The organism is Parundibacterium terreum, from assembly GCF_014636315.1.
In the GTDB taxonomy this organism is placed as follows: Bacteria; Pseudomonadota; Gammaproteobacteria; order Burkholderiales; family Burkholderiaceae_D; genus Undibacterium; species Undibacterium terreum.
In genome coordinates this window covers 481,464-499,543 of record NZ_BMED01000002.1, presented here as the reverse complement: position 1 = coordinate 499,543, position 18,080 = coordinate 481,464, and the positions used below count along the sequence as shown (strand labels likewise).

General features: G+C 55.4%; 16 protein-coding genes. 12 read left to right on the top strand and 4 right to left on the bottom strand.

Annotated features, from left to right (window positions below; all coding sequences use genetic code 11):
- Positions 1-139: 139 nt before the first annotated feature.
- The 4 genes from IEW12_RS11300 (at position 140) to IEW12_RS11285 (ending at position 3,367) form a co-directional block, all read left to right on the top strand.
- Positions 140-517: a hypothetical protein gene (locus IEW12_RS11300; RefSeq protein WP_188566151.1), complete on the top strand. Its 378-nt coding sequence runs from the start codon at positions 140-142 to the stop codon at positions 515-517.
- Between the two features lie 323 nt (positions 518-840).
- On the top strand, positions 841-1,587 hold the full coding sequence (locus tag IEW12_RS11295) for a response regulator transcription factor (RefSeq protein ID WP_188566150.1): 747 nt from the start codon (positions 841-843) through the stop codon (positions 1,585-1,587).
- A gap of 266 nt (positions 1,588-1,853) precedes the next feature.
- Entirely contained in the window at positions 1,854-2,630 is a 777-nt protein-coding gene (locus IEW12_RS11290) for a sensor histidine kinase (protein ID WP_188566149.1), read from the top strand.
- An 86-nt stretch (positions 2,631-2,716) separates the two neighbouring features.
- The gene (locus IEW12_RS11285; RefSeq protein ID WP_188566148.1) at positions 2,717-3,367 is read left to right on the top strand and encodes a response regulator; all 651 of its coding nucleotides are present in this window, start codon (positions 2,717-2,719) and stop codon (positions 3,365-3,367) included.
- 79 nt (positions 3,368-3,446) lie between these two features.
- Here the strand turns inward: IEW12_RS11285 and IEW12_RS11280 are convergent, their stop codons facing one another.
- The gene (locus tag IEW12_RS11280) at positions 3,447-4,580 is read right to left on the bottom strand and encodes a porin (RefSeq protein WP_229751051.1); all 1,134 of its coding nucleotides are present in this window, start codon (positions 4,578-4,580) and stop codon (positions 3,447-3,449) included.
- A 473-nt stretch (positions 4,581-5,053) separates the two neighbouring features.
- On the opposite strand from IEW12_RS11280, the gene IEW12_RS11275 reads away from it, so the two are divergent.
- The 5 genes from IEW12_RS11275 to IEW12_RS11255 all read left to right on the top strand — a co-directional run bounded on the left by IEW12_RS11275 (position 5,054) and on the right by IEW12_RS11255 (position 9,455).
- Complete coding sequence (locus IEW12_RS11275) at positions 5,054-5,707, top strand: hydrolase (RefSeq protein ID WP_188566147.1); 654 nt, start codon at positions 5,054-5,056, stop codon at positions 5,705-5,707.
- A gap of 60 nt (positions 5,708-5,767) precedes the next feature.
- Entirely contained in the window at positions 5,768-6,058 is a 291-nt protein-coding gene (locus IEW12_RS11270; protein ID WP_188566146.1) for a DUF1427 family protein, read from the top strand.
- 107 nt (positions 6,059-6,165) lie between these two features.
- The gene (locus IEW12_RS11265) at positions 6,166-8,061 is read left to right on the top strand and encodes an amidohydrolase (RefSeq protein ID WP_229751050.1); all 1,896 of its coding nucleotides are present in this window, start codon (positions 6,166-6,168) and stop codon (positions 8,059-8,061) included.
- A 75-nt stretch (positions 8,062-8,136) separates the two neighbouring features.
- Positions 8,137-8,823, top strand: a complete 687-nt coding sequence (locus IEW12_RS11260; RefSeq protein WP_188566145.1) for a YoaK family protein — start codon at positions 8,137-8,139, stop codon at positions 8,821-8,823.
- Entirely contained in the window at positions 8,820-9,455 is a 636-nt protein-coding gene (locus IEW12_RS11255) for a c-type cytochrome (RefSeq protein WP_188566144.1), read from the top strand. Before IEW12_RS11260 ends, IEW12_RS11255 begins: the two co-directional genes overlap by 4 nt.
- Positions 9,456-9,522: 67 nt before the next feature.
- Here IEW12_RS11255 and IEW12_RS11250 read toward each other — a convergent pair whose 3' ends face one another.
- Positions 9,523-10,191, bottom strand: a complete 669-nt coding sequence (locus tag IEW12_RS11250) for a DsbC family protein (RefSeq protein WP_188566143.1) — start codon at positions 10,189-10,191, stop codon at positions 9,523-9,525.
- A gap of 452 nt (positions 10,192-10,643) precedes the next feature.
- The gene (locus IEW12_RS11245) at positions 10,644-11,933 is read right to left on the bottom strand and encodes an amino acid deaminase (RefSeq protein ID WP_188566142.1); all 1,290 of its coding nucleotides are present in this window, start codon (positions 11,931-11,933) and stop codon (positions 10,644-10,646) included.
- A gap of 235 nt (positions 11,934-12,168) precedes the next feature.
- Here IEW12_RS11245 and IEW12_RS11240 point away from each other — a divergent pair, with 235 nt between their 5' ends.
- Positions 12,169-12,798 carry a TetR/AcrR family transcriptional regulator gene (locus IEW12_RS11240; RefSeq protein ID WP_188566141.1) on the top strand — a complete coding sequence of 210 codons (630 nt, stop codon included), beginning with the start codon at positions 12,169-12,171 and terminating at the stop codon, positions 12,796-12,798.
- A gap of 30 nt (positions 12,799-12,828) precedes the next feature.
- Here the strand turns inward: IEW12_RS11240 and glk are convergent, their stop codons facing one another.
- Complete coding sequence (gene glk / locus IEW12_RS11235) at positions 12,829-13,830, bottom strand: glucokinase (protein WP_229751049.1); 1,002 nt, start codon at positions 13,828-13,830, stop codon at positions 12,829-12,831.
- Positions 13,831-14,269: 439 nt separating this feature from the next.
- Between glk and IEW12_RS11230 the strand changes: the two genes are divergently transcribed.
- A complete protein-coding gene (locus IEW12_RS11230) occupies positions 14,270-15,481 on the top strand; it encodes an MFS transporter (protein WP_229751123.1) in 1,212 nt (403 codons plus the stop codon).
- A gap of 143 nt (positions 15,482-15,624) precedes the next feature.
- Positions 15,625-18,051, top strand: coding sequence for a heavy metal translocating P-type ATPase (locus tag IEW12_RS11225; protein ID WP_308789124.1), 2,427 nt, complete (start codon positions 15,625-15,627; stop codon positions 18,049-18,051).
- The last annotated feature ends 29 nt before the right edge of the window (positions 18,052-18,080 follow it).

Here is an 18,080-nt window from a genome sequence, read left to right as displayed (position 1 = left end):
AGGTGGTGTGCATTGCGAATACAAACCCGCGCAACCAGCAGGCAGGTATGTTTCCTTTTTTAAGCGGGTATTCCGGCGAGTCAGACTTGAACTCTTTATGGCCGGAAGCCCGCTTTTCTGCATTTTGGACAAGGCTGACATGCAAAGGCTCTTCACCATGTTTCCGCTGGGCGGCCCAGGCCTCGGCTTGCTCATCCTGCGCATTTCGGCGGCAGCTGTGCTGGCGTCAGGGATGTGTAGCGACGGATGCATGGAAAATCCCGTCTGGCTATTGTTGCTGGTTGCAGTTGCAGTGCTTCTTCTTTGCCTGGGGCTGTTGACGCCGCTTGCTTCTGGTTTGTATGGAATAGGAGAAATTGCCTTCATGGCTGACGGAGGCAATTTCCTTGTTGCCGCCTTGTGCCTGGCAAATGCGATTTCCCTCGCGCTGATCGGTCCGGGCGCCTACTCGCTGGATGCGAGAATATTCGGGCGGCGGCTCGTGGTACTTTCCCATCATGGAGATGAGGGCCGCTGAACATGCCCTTAGACGCTAGACTTCTCGGTCAGCTTCCTGCTTTTGCGCAATTATGACGGGCAAGTTACCCGTAATTCCATAGATAAGATGCGATTACCTCTAAAGAGGTAGCGCTAAGGAACACCATGTCGCAATTGCCATCGGTGGCCATTGTTCTTATCCTTTGCTTACTCGCCAGGGTAAAACGAATCCAAAATGTATTTCCAAAGAGCATTTGTGAACTGGGGATAAAGAAGCTCGGCATCGCGATTTCAGAACAAAATATGTCGTCGCTCATGTCGGGGAAATTCGCCATATTGCATCTCATGTCTAAGGAAACCATCATGCATATTATTGATAAAACCAATGTGATTATTCAATACCAGGATCCCTTGGTCGCGGTGGGGCTGCTTTCAACGCTGAGCCAGAGGCCGGAGTTTCTGGTCAGCCTGATGGATGATAGCGATGCATGTCTGAGCGTCAATTTAAGCAGGACGCCTGGTTGTGACGCTGCAGTCATCGTTGCAGACTATGACTCCGCGATGGAGTTGCTGATGGCGAATCCTGATTCTTTATCCACACGAAAGCCTGTGCCTTTAAACGTTCTGATTGTCACCTGGCGCAACACGGAAGCGGAAATCAGGGCAGCCCTGGATGCCGGTGCGCGCGGATACGTGATAGGCAACTGCGCGCTGTGCGAGATCGTCAATGCGGTGCAAAGCATCAGCCGTGGCAGCCGTTATCTGGGGCGGGACGTGGCCGAGCGCATTGCCGACAGCCTCACCCACACTCCGCTCACCAGCCGCGAAATACAGGTATTGCAACTGATGGCATCGGGCTGTCCAAACAAGACCATCGCGGCCAGACTGAATATTGCACTTGGCACGGTCAAAACACATACCAAGTCCATACTTGGAAAATTGCATTCGACGAGCAGGACGCATGCAGCGCTGATTGCCCAACAGCGCGGCCTGTTGACTGGTAACTGCAAGACTGCCCATGCAGCGGCGCGTGGGGTGGCCGCTTCGACACCCGTACTATCCTTATCCCTGGTGCATAGCCGGCAGCAGCCGGATCTGCGATATAGATAACAGATGCTGATGCAGTTTCTGCACTGGTTTTATGTCTGCAGTGTATTTTCTCAGTTTTGCTTGCGCCGGCTCACCGGATTGCAACCCGCCGGGGAGGGGTAATGCCTTCTACCTCTTTAGGGTAATGGCGAGCTAGTCTATTCGTGGTGATGGGGCTTTCATCCATGGCATCCTGGAAGAATCTGATATAGATTCAAGCCATTGGCTTTTGCTTGCATTGCTGCAAACCAGATGGAAATCGGAAACCACAAGGGAAGCACGACCCTATGACGCTCGGCTCTGTATGGTTGATCTGCTGCTTGTCGATATTTGTGTGCGTATGCGTTTGCATAAGCTACCGCCGGAGATACAACAGGCTGATCCTGAAAGAGCGGGAGAGGCTCACTGTACTGCACAGGGACCATGAGCGTGTCGCCAGGAATTCCTATGATGTCCTGCTGCAGGGCTTGCAAGGCATTACCTTGCGCTGCCAGCTTGCAGTCAATACTCTTCCCGCCGGTGTTCCCACGCGAGTGGCGATAGAAAAAGTGCTGGATGATGCAGAGCAGCTTGTGGTGGTATCCCGTGAAACGGTAGTGGACACGCGTAGCCCCATGGGTATTGGAGACAACCTGATTGCCGTCCTGGATGCGCGTGGAAGCCAGTTCAGTGCGGACTACGGGATTGCATTTGAACTGATTGTGGAGGGGCGGGTACGAAGCTTGCTCACATTGGCTGGAGATGAAATCTACAGCATTGCCATTGCAGCCATGTCAAATGCATTCAGACATAGCAAGGCCAGGCGAATCAGCGTGACCATTGTTTTTGGGCATGCGAATTTTGAAATCTCGATACAGGATGACGGTATTGGTTTCCAGCAAGAGGAGGCCGAGGAGCACAGGCCATGGGGGCTGGAAGCCATGGAAGAGCGTGCACAAAAACTGGGCGGTCACCTGACCATTTGTTCGGGCCTGGACAAGGGAACAGAAATATCCTTTAACATATCGTCTGGACTGGTATATTCAGGCTTGGGAATGCCTCTCTTTTTGCATTGGCTGCATTGATGGTTTCGTGCAGCTCGCTGCGGCCATTCGCTGAATAACTGTTTTCTACACCTCACGTTTAAATGCCTGCGGGCCAGAGTTACAAGATGAATCAATCCATGTCGGTACCGACTTCTGCTACGCCCATCACCATCATGACGGTGGATGATCATCAGCTATTGCGCGCGGGTCTCAGCGAAGCCATCGGCAGCCAGCCTGATATGCGCCTGGTCGCTGAAGCGGTGAATGGTCTGGAGGCGATTGAAAAATTCCATGCCACCCGCCCAGATGTGACGCTGATGGATATCGCGATGCCGGAAATGGGTGGAGTCGATGCGCTGATTGCCATTCGCAATAATTTTCCGTCGGCCCGCATCATGATGCTGACAACCTATAGCGGCGATGTGCGCATACGTAGCGCGATACGTGCCGGTGCCGCAGGTTTCTTGCTCAAGAGCACACTGCGTAGGGATTTATTCGATTCCATACGCATGGTGCATGGCGGGCAGCGTCGCATCCCCATGGACGTAGCGATGGAACTGGCACAGTTTCCTGTTGAAAATACCTTGTCTCCGCGCGAGATAGAAGTGCTGAAACTTGCTGCAGTGGGGCAATCTAACAAAAGGATATGTGCGCTGCTGGAAATATCCGAAGACACGGTCAAGGCCCACATGAAGAGCATCATGGCCAAGCTGGAAGCGAATGACCGCACGCACGCGGTGACGATTGCCTTGCAGCGCGGCATCATCATTCTTTAATCCGGCCTTTCCTTAAAGTAAATTTTTTGCACCCGCCGGGGCAGGTTGCGCTCGCTGCAAGCAGCAGGTTTTTCTGGATCTAAAACGAGTGGCGCATTCCCAGTGCCAGGCCTTTGACTGTCGCACCTTGCCCGGCGCCAACGCTATTGATGGCCAGATCATAGTTGCCGTTTTTGTCGTTGCGCAAATGCGTGAAATAGCTGAACAGTGTGGTGCGCTTGGAAAAACCATAGTCATATCCCACGGTGTAATGAACTGCACCGCTGTCGGGTCCACTTTGCATAAAGCCCACTTTCTTGCTTGAACTGCCCGTTGTGTCGGCGGCTTTTGCAATGCCGAGATGCAAGCCATGCGGCCCCTCCTGACGCGAAGCGGAAAGATAATAAGACTTTCTTTCCAGCCTGCCCGGCATGGTTTCATAACTTAGCCATTCTGCGATGGCTGCCAGTTTGGTCTGGCCGAATCTATAGGCGAGGGCTATCTTAGTGCCGTCATCGTGGGTTCCCGGCCCCTGGTATTCATGGTGGCGTTCATGGGCAACAGTGAAATAATACGGCCCCCTGTCATAGATAAGCGCTGCGGAGGACAAGGAAGGTTTGGCGCCGTTCGCTGGCCTCTCCTCGTTCAATCCCAGGGCTAGGCGGGCCGACCATCCGTTCCAGCCTGGAGTCCAGTAATGCAGGCTATTTTGCTGGCGCCGGTCAAACGATGATGTATCGATTACGTTGTCCGTTGTCGATGCAGAGCCGTTGCCCATGATGCTCATATAGCCGGCCGTAGTCGGGTAAAAAGGGTCCAGGCTGGAGGTTGCGCCGTTGTACGGCGTGACCCAGTTGCCTCCAAACAAGGTGCCGAGTTTGCCTTCCAATCCCAGGCGAGTGTCGCGCGCCGCGATACTGCCGGCGCCTGTATCCGGAGAGATGGTGCCCTCGATTTGAAAGATTGCGTGCAGTTCGTCGCCCAGATCTTCCGCGCCGCGAAAACCGATTACCGAACGATTATTCGACAGCCTTGTTACGTCGGCATCGCGCCCTTGCAGGTTACGGCTGTCACTTAGCGCCTCCAGTGACATATTCAGGCGGCCGTATATCTGGACCGAGCTAATTTGCGCGCTGCTTGAGCAGGGCAGAAAAAAGCTTGCCAGGCAAGCCAGCAGGCCGCCAAGCCGGTGAGCAGATGCCGGCGTTCCTGTGGCAGAAAATCCAATTTTCACATGCAGTCCTTATTCTGTTTTGGCGTGCCGACAGGGCCAAGCCGCCAATTGTCCAGCAGTAAGCCTGCGGAATTCATTCGTCCTGCTATTTGACCTGAAAAAACAAGAATACACCTACCCCTAAAGAGGCAGTGGCCGCTGGTCCACTTACCAGATTTCAAGTACGAATACGTCCCATAAAATGGGTCCATATCAGAAGCCGCCGGCAAACTCATGCAAGCGCCTTAGAGCCACGTAGTGATGCGAATGTGTGAATCCTGGTGAGCCTAGCCGATTGCCTGAACAATGTCTGCAGGCATGGTTTGCATGGAATCATGGAATGTTTGTTCCGCGGAAATGCGCGGTATTGCTGATGCCGAGTGTAAAAACTGTTTGCACAATCTCCAGTTACTGGAATTTTTAACCTGGCTGTCAAGGCTGGCCAAGCAGCTTGCCTGGCTTTGATTGCTACCTGTCAAAAGAGGATCTCTATCATGGCTATCACCGCAACCCCTACCCCTGGCAAAAAACTCGTTACGCCAAAAGACCACACGCTGATCATGATTGATCATCAGTCGCAGATGTCGTTCGCTACGCATTCCATCGATGCAATTACCCTGCGCAATAATGCTGCGCTGGTAGCCCATGCAGCGGCAGGTTTTGGCGTATCCACGATCATCACGTCGGTAGCGGAAAAAAGTTTCTCTGGCCCGGTATTCGATGAAATCAAGGCTGCCTTCCCTGGTGCAGAAATTACCGACCGTACTTCCATGAATACCTGGGAAGACGCCAATGTCATCAAGCGTGTGAATGCAATAGGCAAAGACAGGCTGGTCTTTGCTGGTCTGTGGACATCGGTCTGCATAGTAGGTCCTACCTTGTCCGCGCTGGATCAGGGCTATGAAGTCTACGTCATCAGCGATGCCTGCGGCGACGTCTCGACAGAGGCGCATGAGCGTGCCATGGAGCGCATGATACAGGCGGGCGTGCAGCCTATGACATCACTGCAGTATATGCTTGAGCTGCAACGCGACTGGGCACGTACAGAAACTTATGCGATGACAACGGGCATCGCCAAAGTGTATGGCGGTTCATACGGCCTGGGCATCATCTATGCACAAAGCATGTTCAACGCCCACGAAGGCTGATTCTTCACGTGGCCGCACCCGCTTGACGGGCGCGGCCTGAAAGTACACTGGAGTCAGATAATGAAGATTTATATCGTTTCCCTTGCCGCCGGCTTGCTGGTCGGCATTATCTATGGCGTGTTGAATGTACGCTCTCCTGCTCCTCCTGTCATCGCGCTGGTAGGCCTGCTGGGAATTTTGCTGGGAGAGCAGATTCCACCGCTGGTAAGGCAGATCATGGCGAAGGATGCAGCGCAGGTTTCCTGGTTTGGCGGCCAGGTCAAGCCCCATTTGTTTGGGCATTTGCCGCAAGGCCAGCGTAAAGCGGATGCCATCGCAGCAAAGCCTGAGAAGCCAGGCAAGCTTTCCTGATACGGCTTGATATAGTTTGATATCGCTTGACACAGCATGACACCAAGCACATGACTGCCAATTTGCTCATGTAGCTTTGGTGTCCCAATTTTCAGACGGAGTTCATCTTGAGCAGCACTTACCTCATTCCAGATCTTATCCTGCATCGTGGCTTGTTCACGACGCTTGATCGTACCAACCCGACTGCAACGGCCGTTGCGATCAAGGATGGAAAATTTATCCGCGTAGGCAATAGTCAGGAGATCATGTCTTTGGCCGGTTCTGCGACGAAAGTGATTGATCTCAAGGGAAAACGTGTGCTGCCCGGCTTGATCGACAATCACCTGCACATCATACGCGGCGGCTTGAATTTCAATATGGAGCTGCGCTGGGATGGGGTCAAGAGCCTGGCAGACGCGATGGCCATGCTGAGGCATCAAGTCTCCATTACGCCGGCACCGCAATGGGTGAGGGTGGTAGGCGGTTTTACCGAGCATCAATTCGTGGAAAAGCGTCTTCCGACGATAGAAGAGCTGAATGCGGCGGCGCCGGATACGCCTGTATTTATCTTACATTTGTACGACAGGGCGCTGCTGAACGCCGCTGCTCTGCGGGTGGTAGGCTACACCAAAGAAACGCCAGAACCGCACGGCGGACAACTTTTGCGCGATTCTTCCGGCAATCCAACCGGTTTGCTGCTGGCGAAACCCAATGCGTCCATCCTGTATTCAACCTTGGCCAAGGGGCCAAAATTACCGTTTGAGTACCAGCTCAATTCCACCCGGCACTTCATGCGCGAACTCAACCGCCTGGGTGTGACCGGAGCGATTGATGCCGGCGGCGGCTTTCAGAATTACCCGGAAGATTACCAGGTCATACAGAAGCTGGCAGACGACAAGCAGATGACGATACGCCTGGCCTATAACCTGTTCACCCAGAAACCGAAAGAAGAAAAGCAGGATTTCCTGAACTGGACCGCGACTTCGCAGTACAAGCAGGGTGATGATTATTTCCGTCACAACGGTGCCGGAGAAATGCTGACCTTCTCTGCTGCCGATTTTGAAGATTTCCGGCAGCCGCGTCCGGATATGCCGCCGGAAATGGAAGATGACCTGGATGGCGTCGTGCGCGTACTGGCCCAGAACCGCTGGCCTTGGCGCATGCATGCAACCTATGATGAGACCATCAGCCGGGCACTGGACGTGTTCGAACGCGTCAACCAGGATATTCCGCTGGCTGGGCTGAACTGGTTCTTCGACCACGCTGAAACGATCTCCGACCAATCGATAGACCGGATAGCTGCGCTGGGTGGCGGTATCGCGGTGCAACACCGTATGGCCTACCAGGGCGAGTATTTTGTCGAGCGTTATGGCTATGGCGCAGCCGAAGCGACGCCGCCGGTTTCCAAGATACTGCAAGCCGGCGTCAAGGTCTCTGCCGGTACCGATGCGACCAGGGTCGCCTCGTATAATCCCTGGGTATCGCTGGCATGGCTGATCACCGGCAAGACCGTGGGCGGATTGCGCCTTTATCCGCAGCACAATTGCCTGGACAGAGAAACTGCATTGCGCATGTGGACCGAGAACGTCACCTGGTTCTCTAACGAGGAAGGCAAGAAAGGCCGGATACAGGAAGGGCAACTGGCAGACCTGATCGTTCCCGACCGCGACTTCTTTGCCTGCGCCGAGGATGAAATTTCCGATACCAGTTCGCACCTGACTATCGTAGGCGGGAAAGTAGTCTACGCCGCAGCGGAGTTTGCCGATCTGGATGACAGTGCGCCACCTCCTGCGATGCCGGACTGGTCGCCAGTGCGAAACTTTGGCGGCTATGCCGCCTGGGCGAAATCCGGGAATGCGAGCAAAGTTGCCGCTCCACGGCAGCAAGCTCACCAGGCCTGTGCCTGTTCCAACAAATGTGGCGTGCACGGCCATCAGCATGCGACGGCCTGGAGCAGCAAGCTGCCTATTGCGGACCTGAAGGGATTCTGGGGCGCGCTGGGCTGTGCCTGCTGGGCAGTGTAATGCGGGCCTGTACCGGGTTGCAGACCCCGCCTATGCGGCTCATTTTTAAATCAAAAACAAAAGAGTGTATGAACCATGAATAGTGCCAACCCCACCGTCCAGGGAGCCGGATTGAGCTTCCTGGCGGGATACGTCGACACCTTGGGCTTCGTCGCTTTGTTTGGGCTATTTACTGCGCATGTGACCGGCAACTTTGTCTTGATCGGACGTGAGCTTGCCAATCCATCGCATAGTGTCTTACTCAAATTCCTGGCCTTTCCTGCCTTCATTGCGGCGGTGGCAGCTACCAGGCTTCTCATCGTGTGGCTGGAGCGCATCAAGCAGGGCGCCTTGTTCTATGCCTTGCTTTTACAGTTGCTACTGCTGATAGGCTTCATGGTTTTTGGTTGCCTGGGTATGCCGACGGACGATGCGGATGCGCCCTTGGTTCTGGTCGCAGGCATATTGGGTGCGGCAGCGATGGGAGTGCAGAATGCCTATGTAAAGCTGTTGCTTTCAACGATGGCTCCAAGCACAGTGATGACGGGTAATGTGACGCAGTTGGTCATCGACCTGGTGGATATAGCCCGGGGCGACGGGGATGATGCGCTGAAGGCGAGGTGCAGTAAATTTTTCTGGCCCATCGTAGCCTTCGGGTTGGGAGCGATTGCGGCGGCTTTCGTCTACAAGATGATAGGTTTTATAGGCCTGCTGCTGCCTTGCTTCATACTATTATGGCTCGCCGTGGAAGCCTCACCTCTACTTCAATGGAAGAAGCAATGAAAAGAATATATAGCGAAAGATGGCCGCACGTGATCCTGGCAGTATTTTCTCTGCTTTGCAGCTACGTGGCCTGCGGTCCTGCATTTGCTGCAGATACGGCAAGCCGGGGCAAGAAACTGGCGCAAGCATGCATTGCATGCCATGGCCTGGACGGCAATACGAAAAACGCTACGCTATATCCGAATATTGCGGGCCAACTGCCAGCGTATATTGCCTTGCAACTGGAAAATTTTAAAAGCGGCGAACGGCCCAATCCCGTCATGCAGGCATTTGCCTCGCCCTTATCCAGTGAACAGATGCAGGACCTGGGCAGCTACTACGGGGCATTGAGGCCCAAAGCACAGCCGTCAACCGACGCCGAGCTTGAGGCCGCCGGGAAGAAAATATTCACTTCCGGTAGTGTAGCGGGCGCGCCTGCCTGCACAGCCTGCCACGGAACACGCGGCCAGGGGCAAGCGCCGTTTCCGCGCATTTCATCGCAGCCGGCCAGCTATCTGCTGGAACAACTGCATGTGTACAGGGATGCGCCGGCATTCAAGAATCCGCTGGCGATGCAGATGAAAGCGGTCGCCGTTAAGGTAAGCGAAGGAGAGATGCGGGCTGTATCCGCGTATCTGGCGACGCTGAAATAAGAGCCTTTATGGTCCTCAAATTAGCATAGGCAAGATACGCATCGTAGGAAATATGCCTCGGCTTGCCCTATGAACCCAGCAGTTTGTCGATTTGCTCGGCAGGTATCATGCCGGGCACTCTTTTCCCGTTTGAGAAAATCATGGTCGGCGTGGCATTGATGCCCACCTTTTTACCGAAGTCGATGGTTCGCGCGATCGGCGTATTGCACTGGGCCTTTGCCAAATCCCCGCTCTTCATCGCTATTGACCATGCCTTTGCGCGGTCAGGTGCGCACCAGACGCTGGTGGCACGATCGACGGAGTTTGGATGCAGCGATATGATGGGAAACAAATAGGTATAGATCGTTACGTCTGTCAGGCTAGCCAGTTCAGTTTCCAGCTTCTTGCAGTAAGGACAGTCCGGGTCTGAAAAAATGGCCAGCTTGCGTTTGCCGTTTCCCTTGACGGTGACGATGGCATCTGCCACCGGCAAAGACGAGAATTCGATTTTGTTCAATTCCTCGCTGCGTTTTTCTGTCAGATTGATTTTATTGTCGATATCGATCAGGTTGCCCTGAAAGACATAGTGCATGGATGAATCGACATACAAGATCGTGCGGCCGGCGATCACTTCATAAAAATCGGATTTTTCCAGCTTGGTAATCTTGTCTATCTTGAGGCCGGGAGAAACCTGATTCAACTGCGAAGCAATTCTCGCGGTTTCCTGCGGGGTTACGGACCAGCTTGCTTGTGCCATAAAGCTTGCCGCAAGTGCCGCGAACGTGAGTGCAATTCTTTTCATCATTTTCTTCAGAGTTTGACCAACTAAAAATCTATTGACGTAGGGTAACAAAGAACGCGCCTGCGACGTCTGCCAATCAACCGCTATATGCAACCGTTCGTCTGAAATGCTTCGCTACGCGATGGTAGGAATAGGCCTGCTTATCTTTTTACTACGAGGGCGGTGCGGCGAGCAGCCTCCACGCTTGATACATATTTTTTTGACCACTCGCCCAGGCTGAGCACCGTTCCGATTACGGCCACACCCCCGGCGGCGCCTCTCCTCGTGCTGCTGTCAGTTTTTTGTCAGCTTCCCGTCAAGTTTCTGACAGCATCGCCTTGTATGATAGCCATGCACTCAGCCTGCAATCAGACACCGAAACATTGTTTTGGTTCGGCAAAGATGCGTGTTCATTACTGGTGCCGGCGTTAAAACAGGGTATTGACTGCCGATTCTATGTCGTAGGCATCGTTGACTATCAGCAGTAGCGGCCATTTGTCAAAGGTGGTGCAGGGGTGAGAAATGCCGCAGCTGATCAAATCACCCACTGCAAGTTTGAGACTGGTTTCGCTGTCAGGCGGCAGACGCAGATAGGCGTGCTGGTCGTTCATCTTTTCGATCTTGCAGCCTGGCGGTAGAGCCCTTGGGGATGTTGTATCGCCGGGACGATGGCTGCTCAGAGGGACAGGCAGGTCCATGTCATAGGAGGCATCCCGCTTGCCCATGGTCAGTATCGCCAGGCCGGGTTCGGGCAGGGATTGCACCATGCTCCAGACTTCCAGTGCCGGGTGCAGGCCGTCTTTCATGCCGGGCTCGCGTAGCTGCATATCCTGGATGGCCTTTTGATAGTGGGCATGATCATGCGTGACATAGCAGCCGCTACGCAGGATGGGCAATATGGGGCGCGACAGGCCGGCATTCTTGCTGAACTGGCGTCCGACCAGGTCGAAATAGGCGCTGCCGCCGGCAGACAGGATGATCTCTTCCGTGCCGAACAGATGTTCTGCATCAGCCTGCCGGGTCAACTCTATCAGCTCGGAGATGAACTGCCGGACGATGGGAATATCTTTACCTGGCAGCAGGCCCTCATAGCCTTCTATGCCGGCCAGTTGCAGGTAAGGATCACCGCTAACCGCACGCGCGAGGGCAAGCGCATCTGCAATGGAGCGGCAGCCGGTGCGTCCTCCCGGCAGTCCCAGTTCTATCAGCAGTGGCAGCGGGCGTTGCAAGCCGGAGTCGCGCACCGCTTGCGATAAACGCTGCGCGCCAGCGACAGAGTCGACGAGTGCGAAGAAAGTGAATGCGGGATCGGACAGCATCAGGTGCAAGGCGACGCGGATGTCGGCAGGGCTGACCAACTGGTTGGCAAGCAGTATTTTTTTCACGCCATAGCGGTGTGCGATCGACATCTGGTTGACATTGGCCAAGGTCATGCCCCAGGCGCCATTACGTAGTTGCATATCGAATAGCTGCGGACTCATGGTGGTCTTGCCGTGTGGCGCCAGCACGATGCCTGATTGTTCGCAAAATTTTTTCATCCAGGCGAGATTGTGCTGCAGTGCGCTGCTCTTCAATACCGCCACCGGGAAGCTGGTGTCGCCGCGCAGCAGGTTCCAGTGTTGCGCACCGATGTCGCTTTGTTTGAGCGGGGCGTGCAAGGCCAGGCCCTTGGTGCCCGGCAGCAGGGTTTGTTCTGAAAGTGAGTGTAAGTTCAGCATGGGGTGTTCCAATGTATTCGAATGATCAGGTGAATCAGTTGATACTGAAAACAGCAGTATTGGCTCTACGGCGGTTTTGCGGGAGTGTTCGCCTATTTTCGCATGGAAGTGCGATTCTGCCTGCCTTGCCTCAACCGGGATGGTCCAGTTCATGCTGCAGTCTAAGTGGGCGAGGGCTGATGCCAGCGCCGCTGAACCAAGGCAGTGAAGCAGCACAGCAATTACGTACTAATCTATGACCAGACCTTCACAGAATATCGACCAGCGCTTGCTGGATGCCGGACTTCAGCTGTTGCCGAAAACAGGATGCAGGAATTTGTCTGTGCGGCGCCTGGCGGAACACGCGGACGTCAATCTCGGCATGTTCCACTATCATTTCAAGAGCAAGGATAATTTTATTCGCGCTTTGCTGCTAAAAGTCTATGAAGACATGTTTGCACAACTGGAAATCACTGCAAACGAGACACATTCGCCGCTGGAAAATTTGCGCGCAGCACTGCAGCTTCTGGGCCGGTTCGGCAGTAGCAATCGCTACCTGCTGTTTCGTTTGTTTAATGACGCGATGGCGGGCGAGGTGGTCGTTACTGAGTTTTTTTCAGCGAATGCCCCGCGCCATCTCAAAGTGATTTCCTCGCTGATCAGCGAAGCCCAGCAAAGCGGGGAGATGGCCATAGTGCCCTTGCCACAGGCCATCGCATTCCTGCTCGGCGCCGTCATGTCACCGGTATTGCTGGGCGTTGCCGTGCTGGAGAACGGCGCGGTAGCCGAACATATCGCAGGGCCGCTGGAAGCCGGTGTTTTGTCTGAAGAAGCAGTGAACCAGAGGATAGATCTTGCGCTGAGGGGGCTCGCGCCATCCGCTTAATACTTGTGATGGCGCTATCGGGATGCCGTACTACATATCATGCTGCTCCAGAGCCACAGCCGCACCTGTCAGCGCAGCCAGCGTATCGGTGATGACGGCGCTAGGGATGTTTTCCATATAGCTGCGCAGACGGCCCTTGGATTCAAAGCGTTCGCGGAAGCGCGACTGAAAGAAATAATCGCCAAAGCGGGGCACAATGCCGCCGCCTATATACACTGCGCTGGCGCCCAGCACCAATGCCAGGTTGCCGGCCACGCTGCCCAGCAGCGCACAAAACACGTCCAGTGTCTGCCGGCATACAGCATCGCTGCCATCAAGGCCGTACTCGACGATGCGCTCGGTACTCAGCACTGCAGCAGGGCTGCCGGACATTGCGGCAATTGCCTGGTGCAATAGCGGCAAACCTATGCCGGACAGCAGTCTCTCTCCCGACACATGCGAAAACTGCTTACGCACATGTGCCAGCAGCGCACTCTCAAAGTCATCTGCAGCCGCCAGCGTGACGTGGCCGCCTTCGCCGGCTAGCGCAATCCAGCCATGGCGGGTCTGGACTACGCTGGCCACTCCCAGGCCAGTGCCTGGGCCGATCACGGCCAGCTTGCCATGGGGCGCCGGCAGCGGAGCGGAAACCTTTAGCTGTGATGCTTGCAGGCGGGGCAAGGAGAGGGCCAGGGCCTCGAAATCATTGAGCACCAGCAGTGAATCAAGCTTGAGTTTAGCCTCAACTTCTGTACGGGAAAGAATCCAGGGGCTGTTGGTCAGTTCGGCACGGTCGCCGGTGACGGCGGTTGCTATCGCAAATGCTGCCTTGCTCGGTGGCCGGTAGGCAGTGCCCATTGAAGCGGCAAGTTCGTCCAGGTAGGCCTGGGCTGCCTGCGACGGGTTGGCATAGTCGGCAACGGCGAGTTTTTTTACGTGGCGGATTTCAGCGCCTTTGCCGTCCAGCATGCCGAAGCGGGCATTGCTGCCGCCGATATCTGCGACCAGCCATGTACCGGTATCGGGTTTGGACAAGGTGCTCATAGTGTCCATAGTGCCCTTTTCATCAGAGGGCTAAAGGCGTTTTCAAACTGCAGGACTGCATCTCTTATTGCATCTTCGGTATTGCTATGCCGCATAGTGTTCATCCAGACCCTGATTTCTATAACTGCTTTATTTTCAGACCGTTTTATCCGAGGGATGCTGCCGACCCCAAGTGCGGTTCCTGCTTTTTGGCCTCTGCAAGTTCGTGCCAAGGCCATTCTCCAGGCAGTATTTTTGCACGGTTTTAGTTCAATAGTGTGATGTTGTAAATGTAACTTTATGTGGAATCTGGAGGAAAATGTCAGTCTGAAGACAAAATATGTCCTGATTGTTTCTGATCAATAGGAAATAATACGGCATCAGTGTTAAATACTTACCATTTGCTTCGTTTGAAAGGCAATCCATGCAAGCCGCAGACCAGACTTCCATTCCCATGCCAGCCGCCGACATGTCGTCGGCAGCCAATAAATCCGCGGTACCCGCTAAAGTGGCTGCGACAGTATTCCCGGTGCTGGGCGCGATCAGCGTATCGCACTTGTTGAATGACATGATCCAGTCGCTGATCCTGGCGATCTACCCGATGCTGAAAGCGGATTTCAATCTCAGCTTTTCACAGATCGGCCTGATCACGCTGACTTACCAGATTACCGCTTCGCTGCTGCAGCCCATTATCGGCAACTACACGGACAAATATCCCAAGCCTTTCTCGCTGCCTATCGGCATGGGCTTTACCTTGTCCGGCCTGCTGCTGATGTCGATGGCCACCAGTTTCCCTGTGCTGCTGATTGCAGCTTCGCTGGTAGGTTGCGGTTCCTCCATCTTCCATCCGGAAGCCTCCCGTGTAGCACGCATGGCTTCCGGCGGGCGCCATGGATTGGCACAATCCTTGTTCCAGGTAGGCGGCAACTTCGGTTCCTCGCTCGGACCCTTGCTGGCCGCATGGCTGATCATTCCCCACGGCCAGCATAGCCTGTCCTGGGTATCGATCGCTGCGCTGGTTGCGATGTTCATCCTGTTCCAGATCGGCCGCTGGTATCGCGACCATCCGGCAACCAGAAAATCACATACTGCAAGCGTACAGGCGAGATTGCCGCGCAAAAAAGTCATCACTGCAGTCAGTATCCTGATGCTGCTGGTGTTTTCCAAATATTTCTACCTGACCAGTATCAACAGCTACCTGACTTTTTACCTGATTAGCAAATTCCAGTTGTCGGTACAGGATGCGCAGGTCCATTTGTTCATCTTCCTGGCAGCAGTGGCCGCCGGTACCGTCATCGGTGGACCGGTCGGTGACAAGATAGGCCGCCGCGCAGTCATCTGGGTATCCATCCTCGGCGCCGCACCGTTCACGCTGGCCTTACCTTATGCCAACCTGTTCTGGAGCAGCGTGCTGCTGGTGATTATCGGCGTCATCATTGCCTCGGCCTTCTCCGCGATCCTGGTGTACGCACAGGAATTGATACCCGGTAAAGTCGGCATGGTAGCCGGCTTGTTCTTCGGCTTTGCGTTTGGCATGGGCGGTATAGGTGCTGCGGTACTGGGCGTACTTGCTGACAAGACAACAATCGCCTTTGTATATCAGATCTGTTCTTTCCTGCCGCTGCTGGGCATTATTGCCGCCTTCCTGCCGGATACCAGGGTACAGGCAGCACAGCACTAAGTCACAGCACTAAGCCTCTCCGGGCCGTCCGGCCCGGATCCTTCAAAAAAGTATAATGTCGATAGTTCTTGACCTTCCCATCATGGGAGGGTCAATACTGTATATGTCATCTTATATACAGAGAAACACAGGGAATATCGATCATGGCGAATACTTTAACTCCCGGCACGATGGTCGCGGAAGACCAGCAATTCACGCTTGGCATAGGCGGGATGAGTTGCGCCTCCTGCGTGACACGCGTGGAAAAGGCACTGGCGGCGGTGCCCGGCATCACGCAGGCGAATGTCAACCTGGCAACCGAATCGGTGCGCGTACTGGCCCATTCTCAGCTCGATATGCCGGTTTTGCAGAAAGCGATAGAAAAAGCAGGCTACAGCCTGGTGCAGCATGAGCTTGACCTGGATGTCGAAGGCATGACCTGTGCCTCTTGCGTGGGCAGGGTGGAGCGGGTCTTGCGCAAGATTCCGGGCGTACTTGATGTCAGTGTCAATTTGGCTACCGAAGCCGCGCGCGTGAAAACACTGGACAATGTGGACGTAGGCAGCCTGATTGCCGCAATCGACAAGGCCGGCTACCACGCGCGTGAAAAAGCCGCGGATGCCGGCACTGTCCCAGTCGGCCGCAAGGGCCAGCACGAAGGCTGGGCGGTCATCTTGTCCGCCTTGCTGTCCTTGCCGCTGGTACTGCCCATGCTGGCCGAAATCGGCGGCAGGCACATGATGCTGAATGGCTTGCTGCAACTCGCCTTGGCGACGCCGGTGCAGTTCTGGTTCGGCGCCCGCTTTTACCGTGCAGGCTGGAAGGCACTGCTGGCGCGTAGCGGCAATATGGATTTGCTGGTGGCGCTGGGTACCAGCGCCGCTTACGGCCTCAGCGTATTCCAACTGATCGGCAGCATGCAGGGAAATGGCGCCAGTGCCATGCCGCATCTGTATTTTGAAGCTTCCGCTGTCGTCATCAGCCTGGTCTTGCTGGGGAAATGGCTGGAAGCGCGCGCCAAGCGGCAGACCACGTCTGCCATCCACGCTTTGCAGGCATTGCGCCCCGATACTGCGAGAGTGCGGCGTGATGGGCAGGACACGGACGTGCCGCTATCCCTGGTGAAGACCGGCGATATCGTGCTGGTACGCCCGGGTGAACGCATTGCGGTAGACGGTGTCATTACCGAGGGCAGCAGCCACGTCGATGAGTCCCTGATCACCGGTGAAAGCCTGGCCGTTGCGAAACAGCCGGGCGACAAGCTCACCGGTGGCGCCATCAACGCAGAGGGTTTGCTGCTGGTGCGTACCACGGCGACCGGCGCAGAAACGACCCTGTCGCGCATCATACGCATGGTGGAAGATGCGCAATCGGCCAAGGCGCCCATACAAAGACTGGTCGACCGCGTCAGCGCGGTATTTGTGCCTGTCGTACTGGTCCTGGCGCTGATCACTTTCCTGGGCTGGTGGCTGGTCAGCGGAGATGCGCAGCAGGGCATCATCAATGCCGTGGCAGTGCTGGTCATTGCCTGTCCTTGTGCGCTGGGCCTTGCGACGCCTGCAACGATCATGGCGGGTACGGGCGTTGCCGCCAGATACGGCATCCTGATCAAGGATGCAGAGGCGCTGGAGCTTGCCCATTCGCTAGATACGGTCGTCTTTGATAAAACCGGCACGCTGACTCAAGGCAGGCCGGTGCTGCAGGGGATGGAGTCGGTAACGCTGGACCGGCAGCGCGCCTTGCAACTGATGCTGTCTATCCAGCTTGGCAGCGAACATCCGCTGGCCCGCGCGATAGTGGAGGCGGCGCAGCTCCAGGGCGTGCAAGCCATGCCGGCCAGCCAGGTAACGGCCTTGCCGGGCAGGGGGCTGTCTGCCGTCGTGGACGGCCTGGACCTGCGGCTGGGGAGCGCGCGCTTGATGCAGGAACTGGACATGGATCAGGCTGCTTTGTTGCAGCAAGCGGCGCGCATGGAAGCCCAGGGCAATACCGTATCCTGGCTGGCATCGGTCGCTCCGATCAGGCAAGTACTGGCGGTGGTTGCCTTCGGCGATGAGATAAAACCTGCTGCGCACGTAGCTATCGACCGTCTGCACGCATTACATATCCGCACTGTCATGCTGACCGGCGACAACCAAGGCAGCGCCACGCTGGTCGGCGATGCGCTGGGCATAGGCCAGGTTTTTGCAGGCATGCTGCCGGCTGACAAGACAGCTAAAATCGTGGAGCTGAAAGCCGAGGGCAGGAAAGTGGCGATGGTCGGCGACGGTATCAACGATGCACCGGCATTGGCCGCCGCCCATGTGGGAATCGCCATGGCAACCGGTACTGATGTGGCAATGCAGGCCGCCGGAATCACGCTGATGCGCGGCGATCCCACACTGGTAGCCGATGCCATCGATATTTCGCGCCGCACGTACAACAAGATACGCCAGAACCTGTTCTGGGCATTTATCTATAACCTGGTTGGCATTCCACTGGCGGCGTTTGGCCTGCTCAATCCTATGATAGCAGGCGCTGCAATGGCGTTTAGCTCTGTCAGCGTGATCAGCAATGCCTTGCTGCTGCGCCGCTGGAAGCCCAAGGCATAGGCAACAGGACGTGTAACCAGAAACGAAGG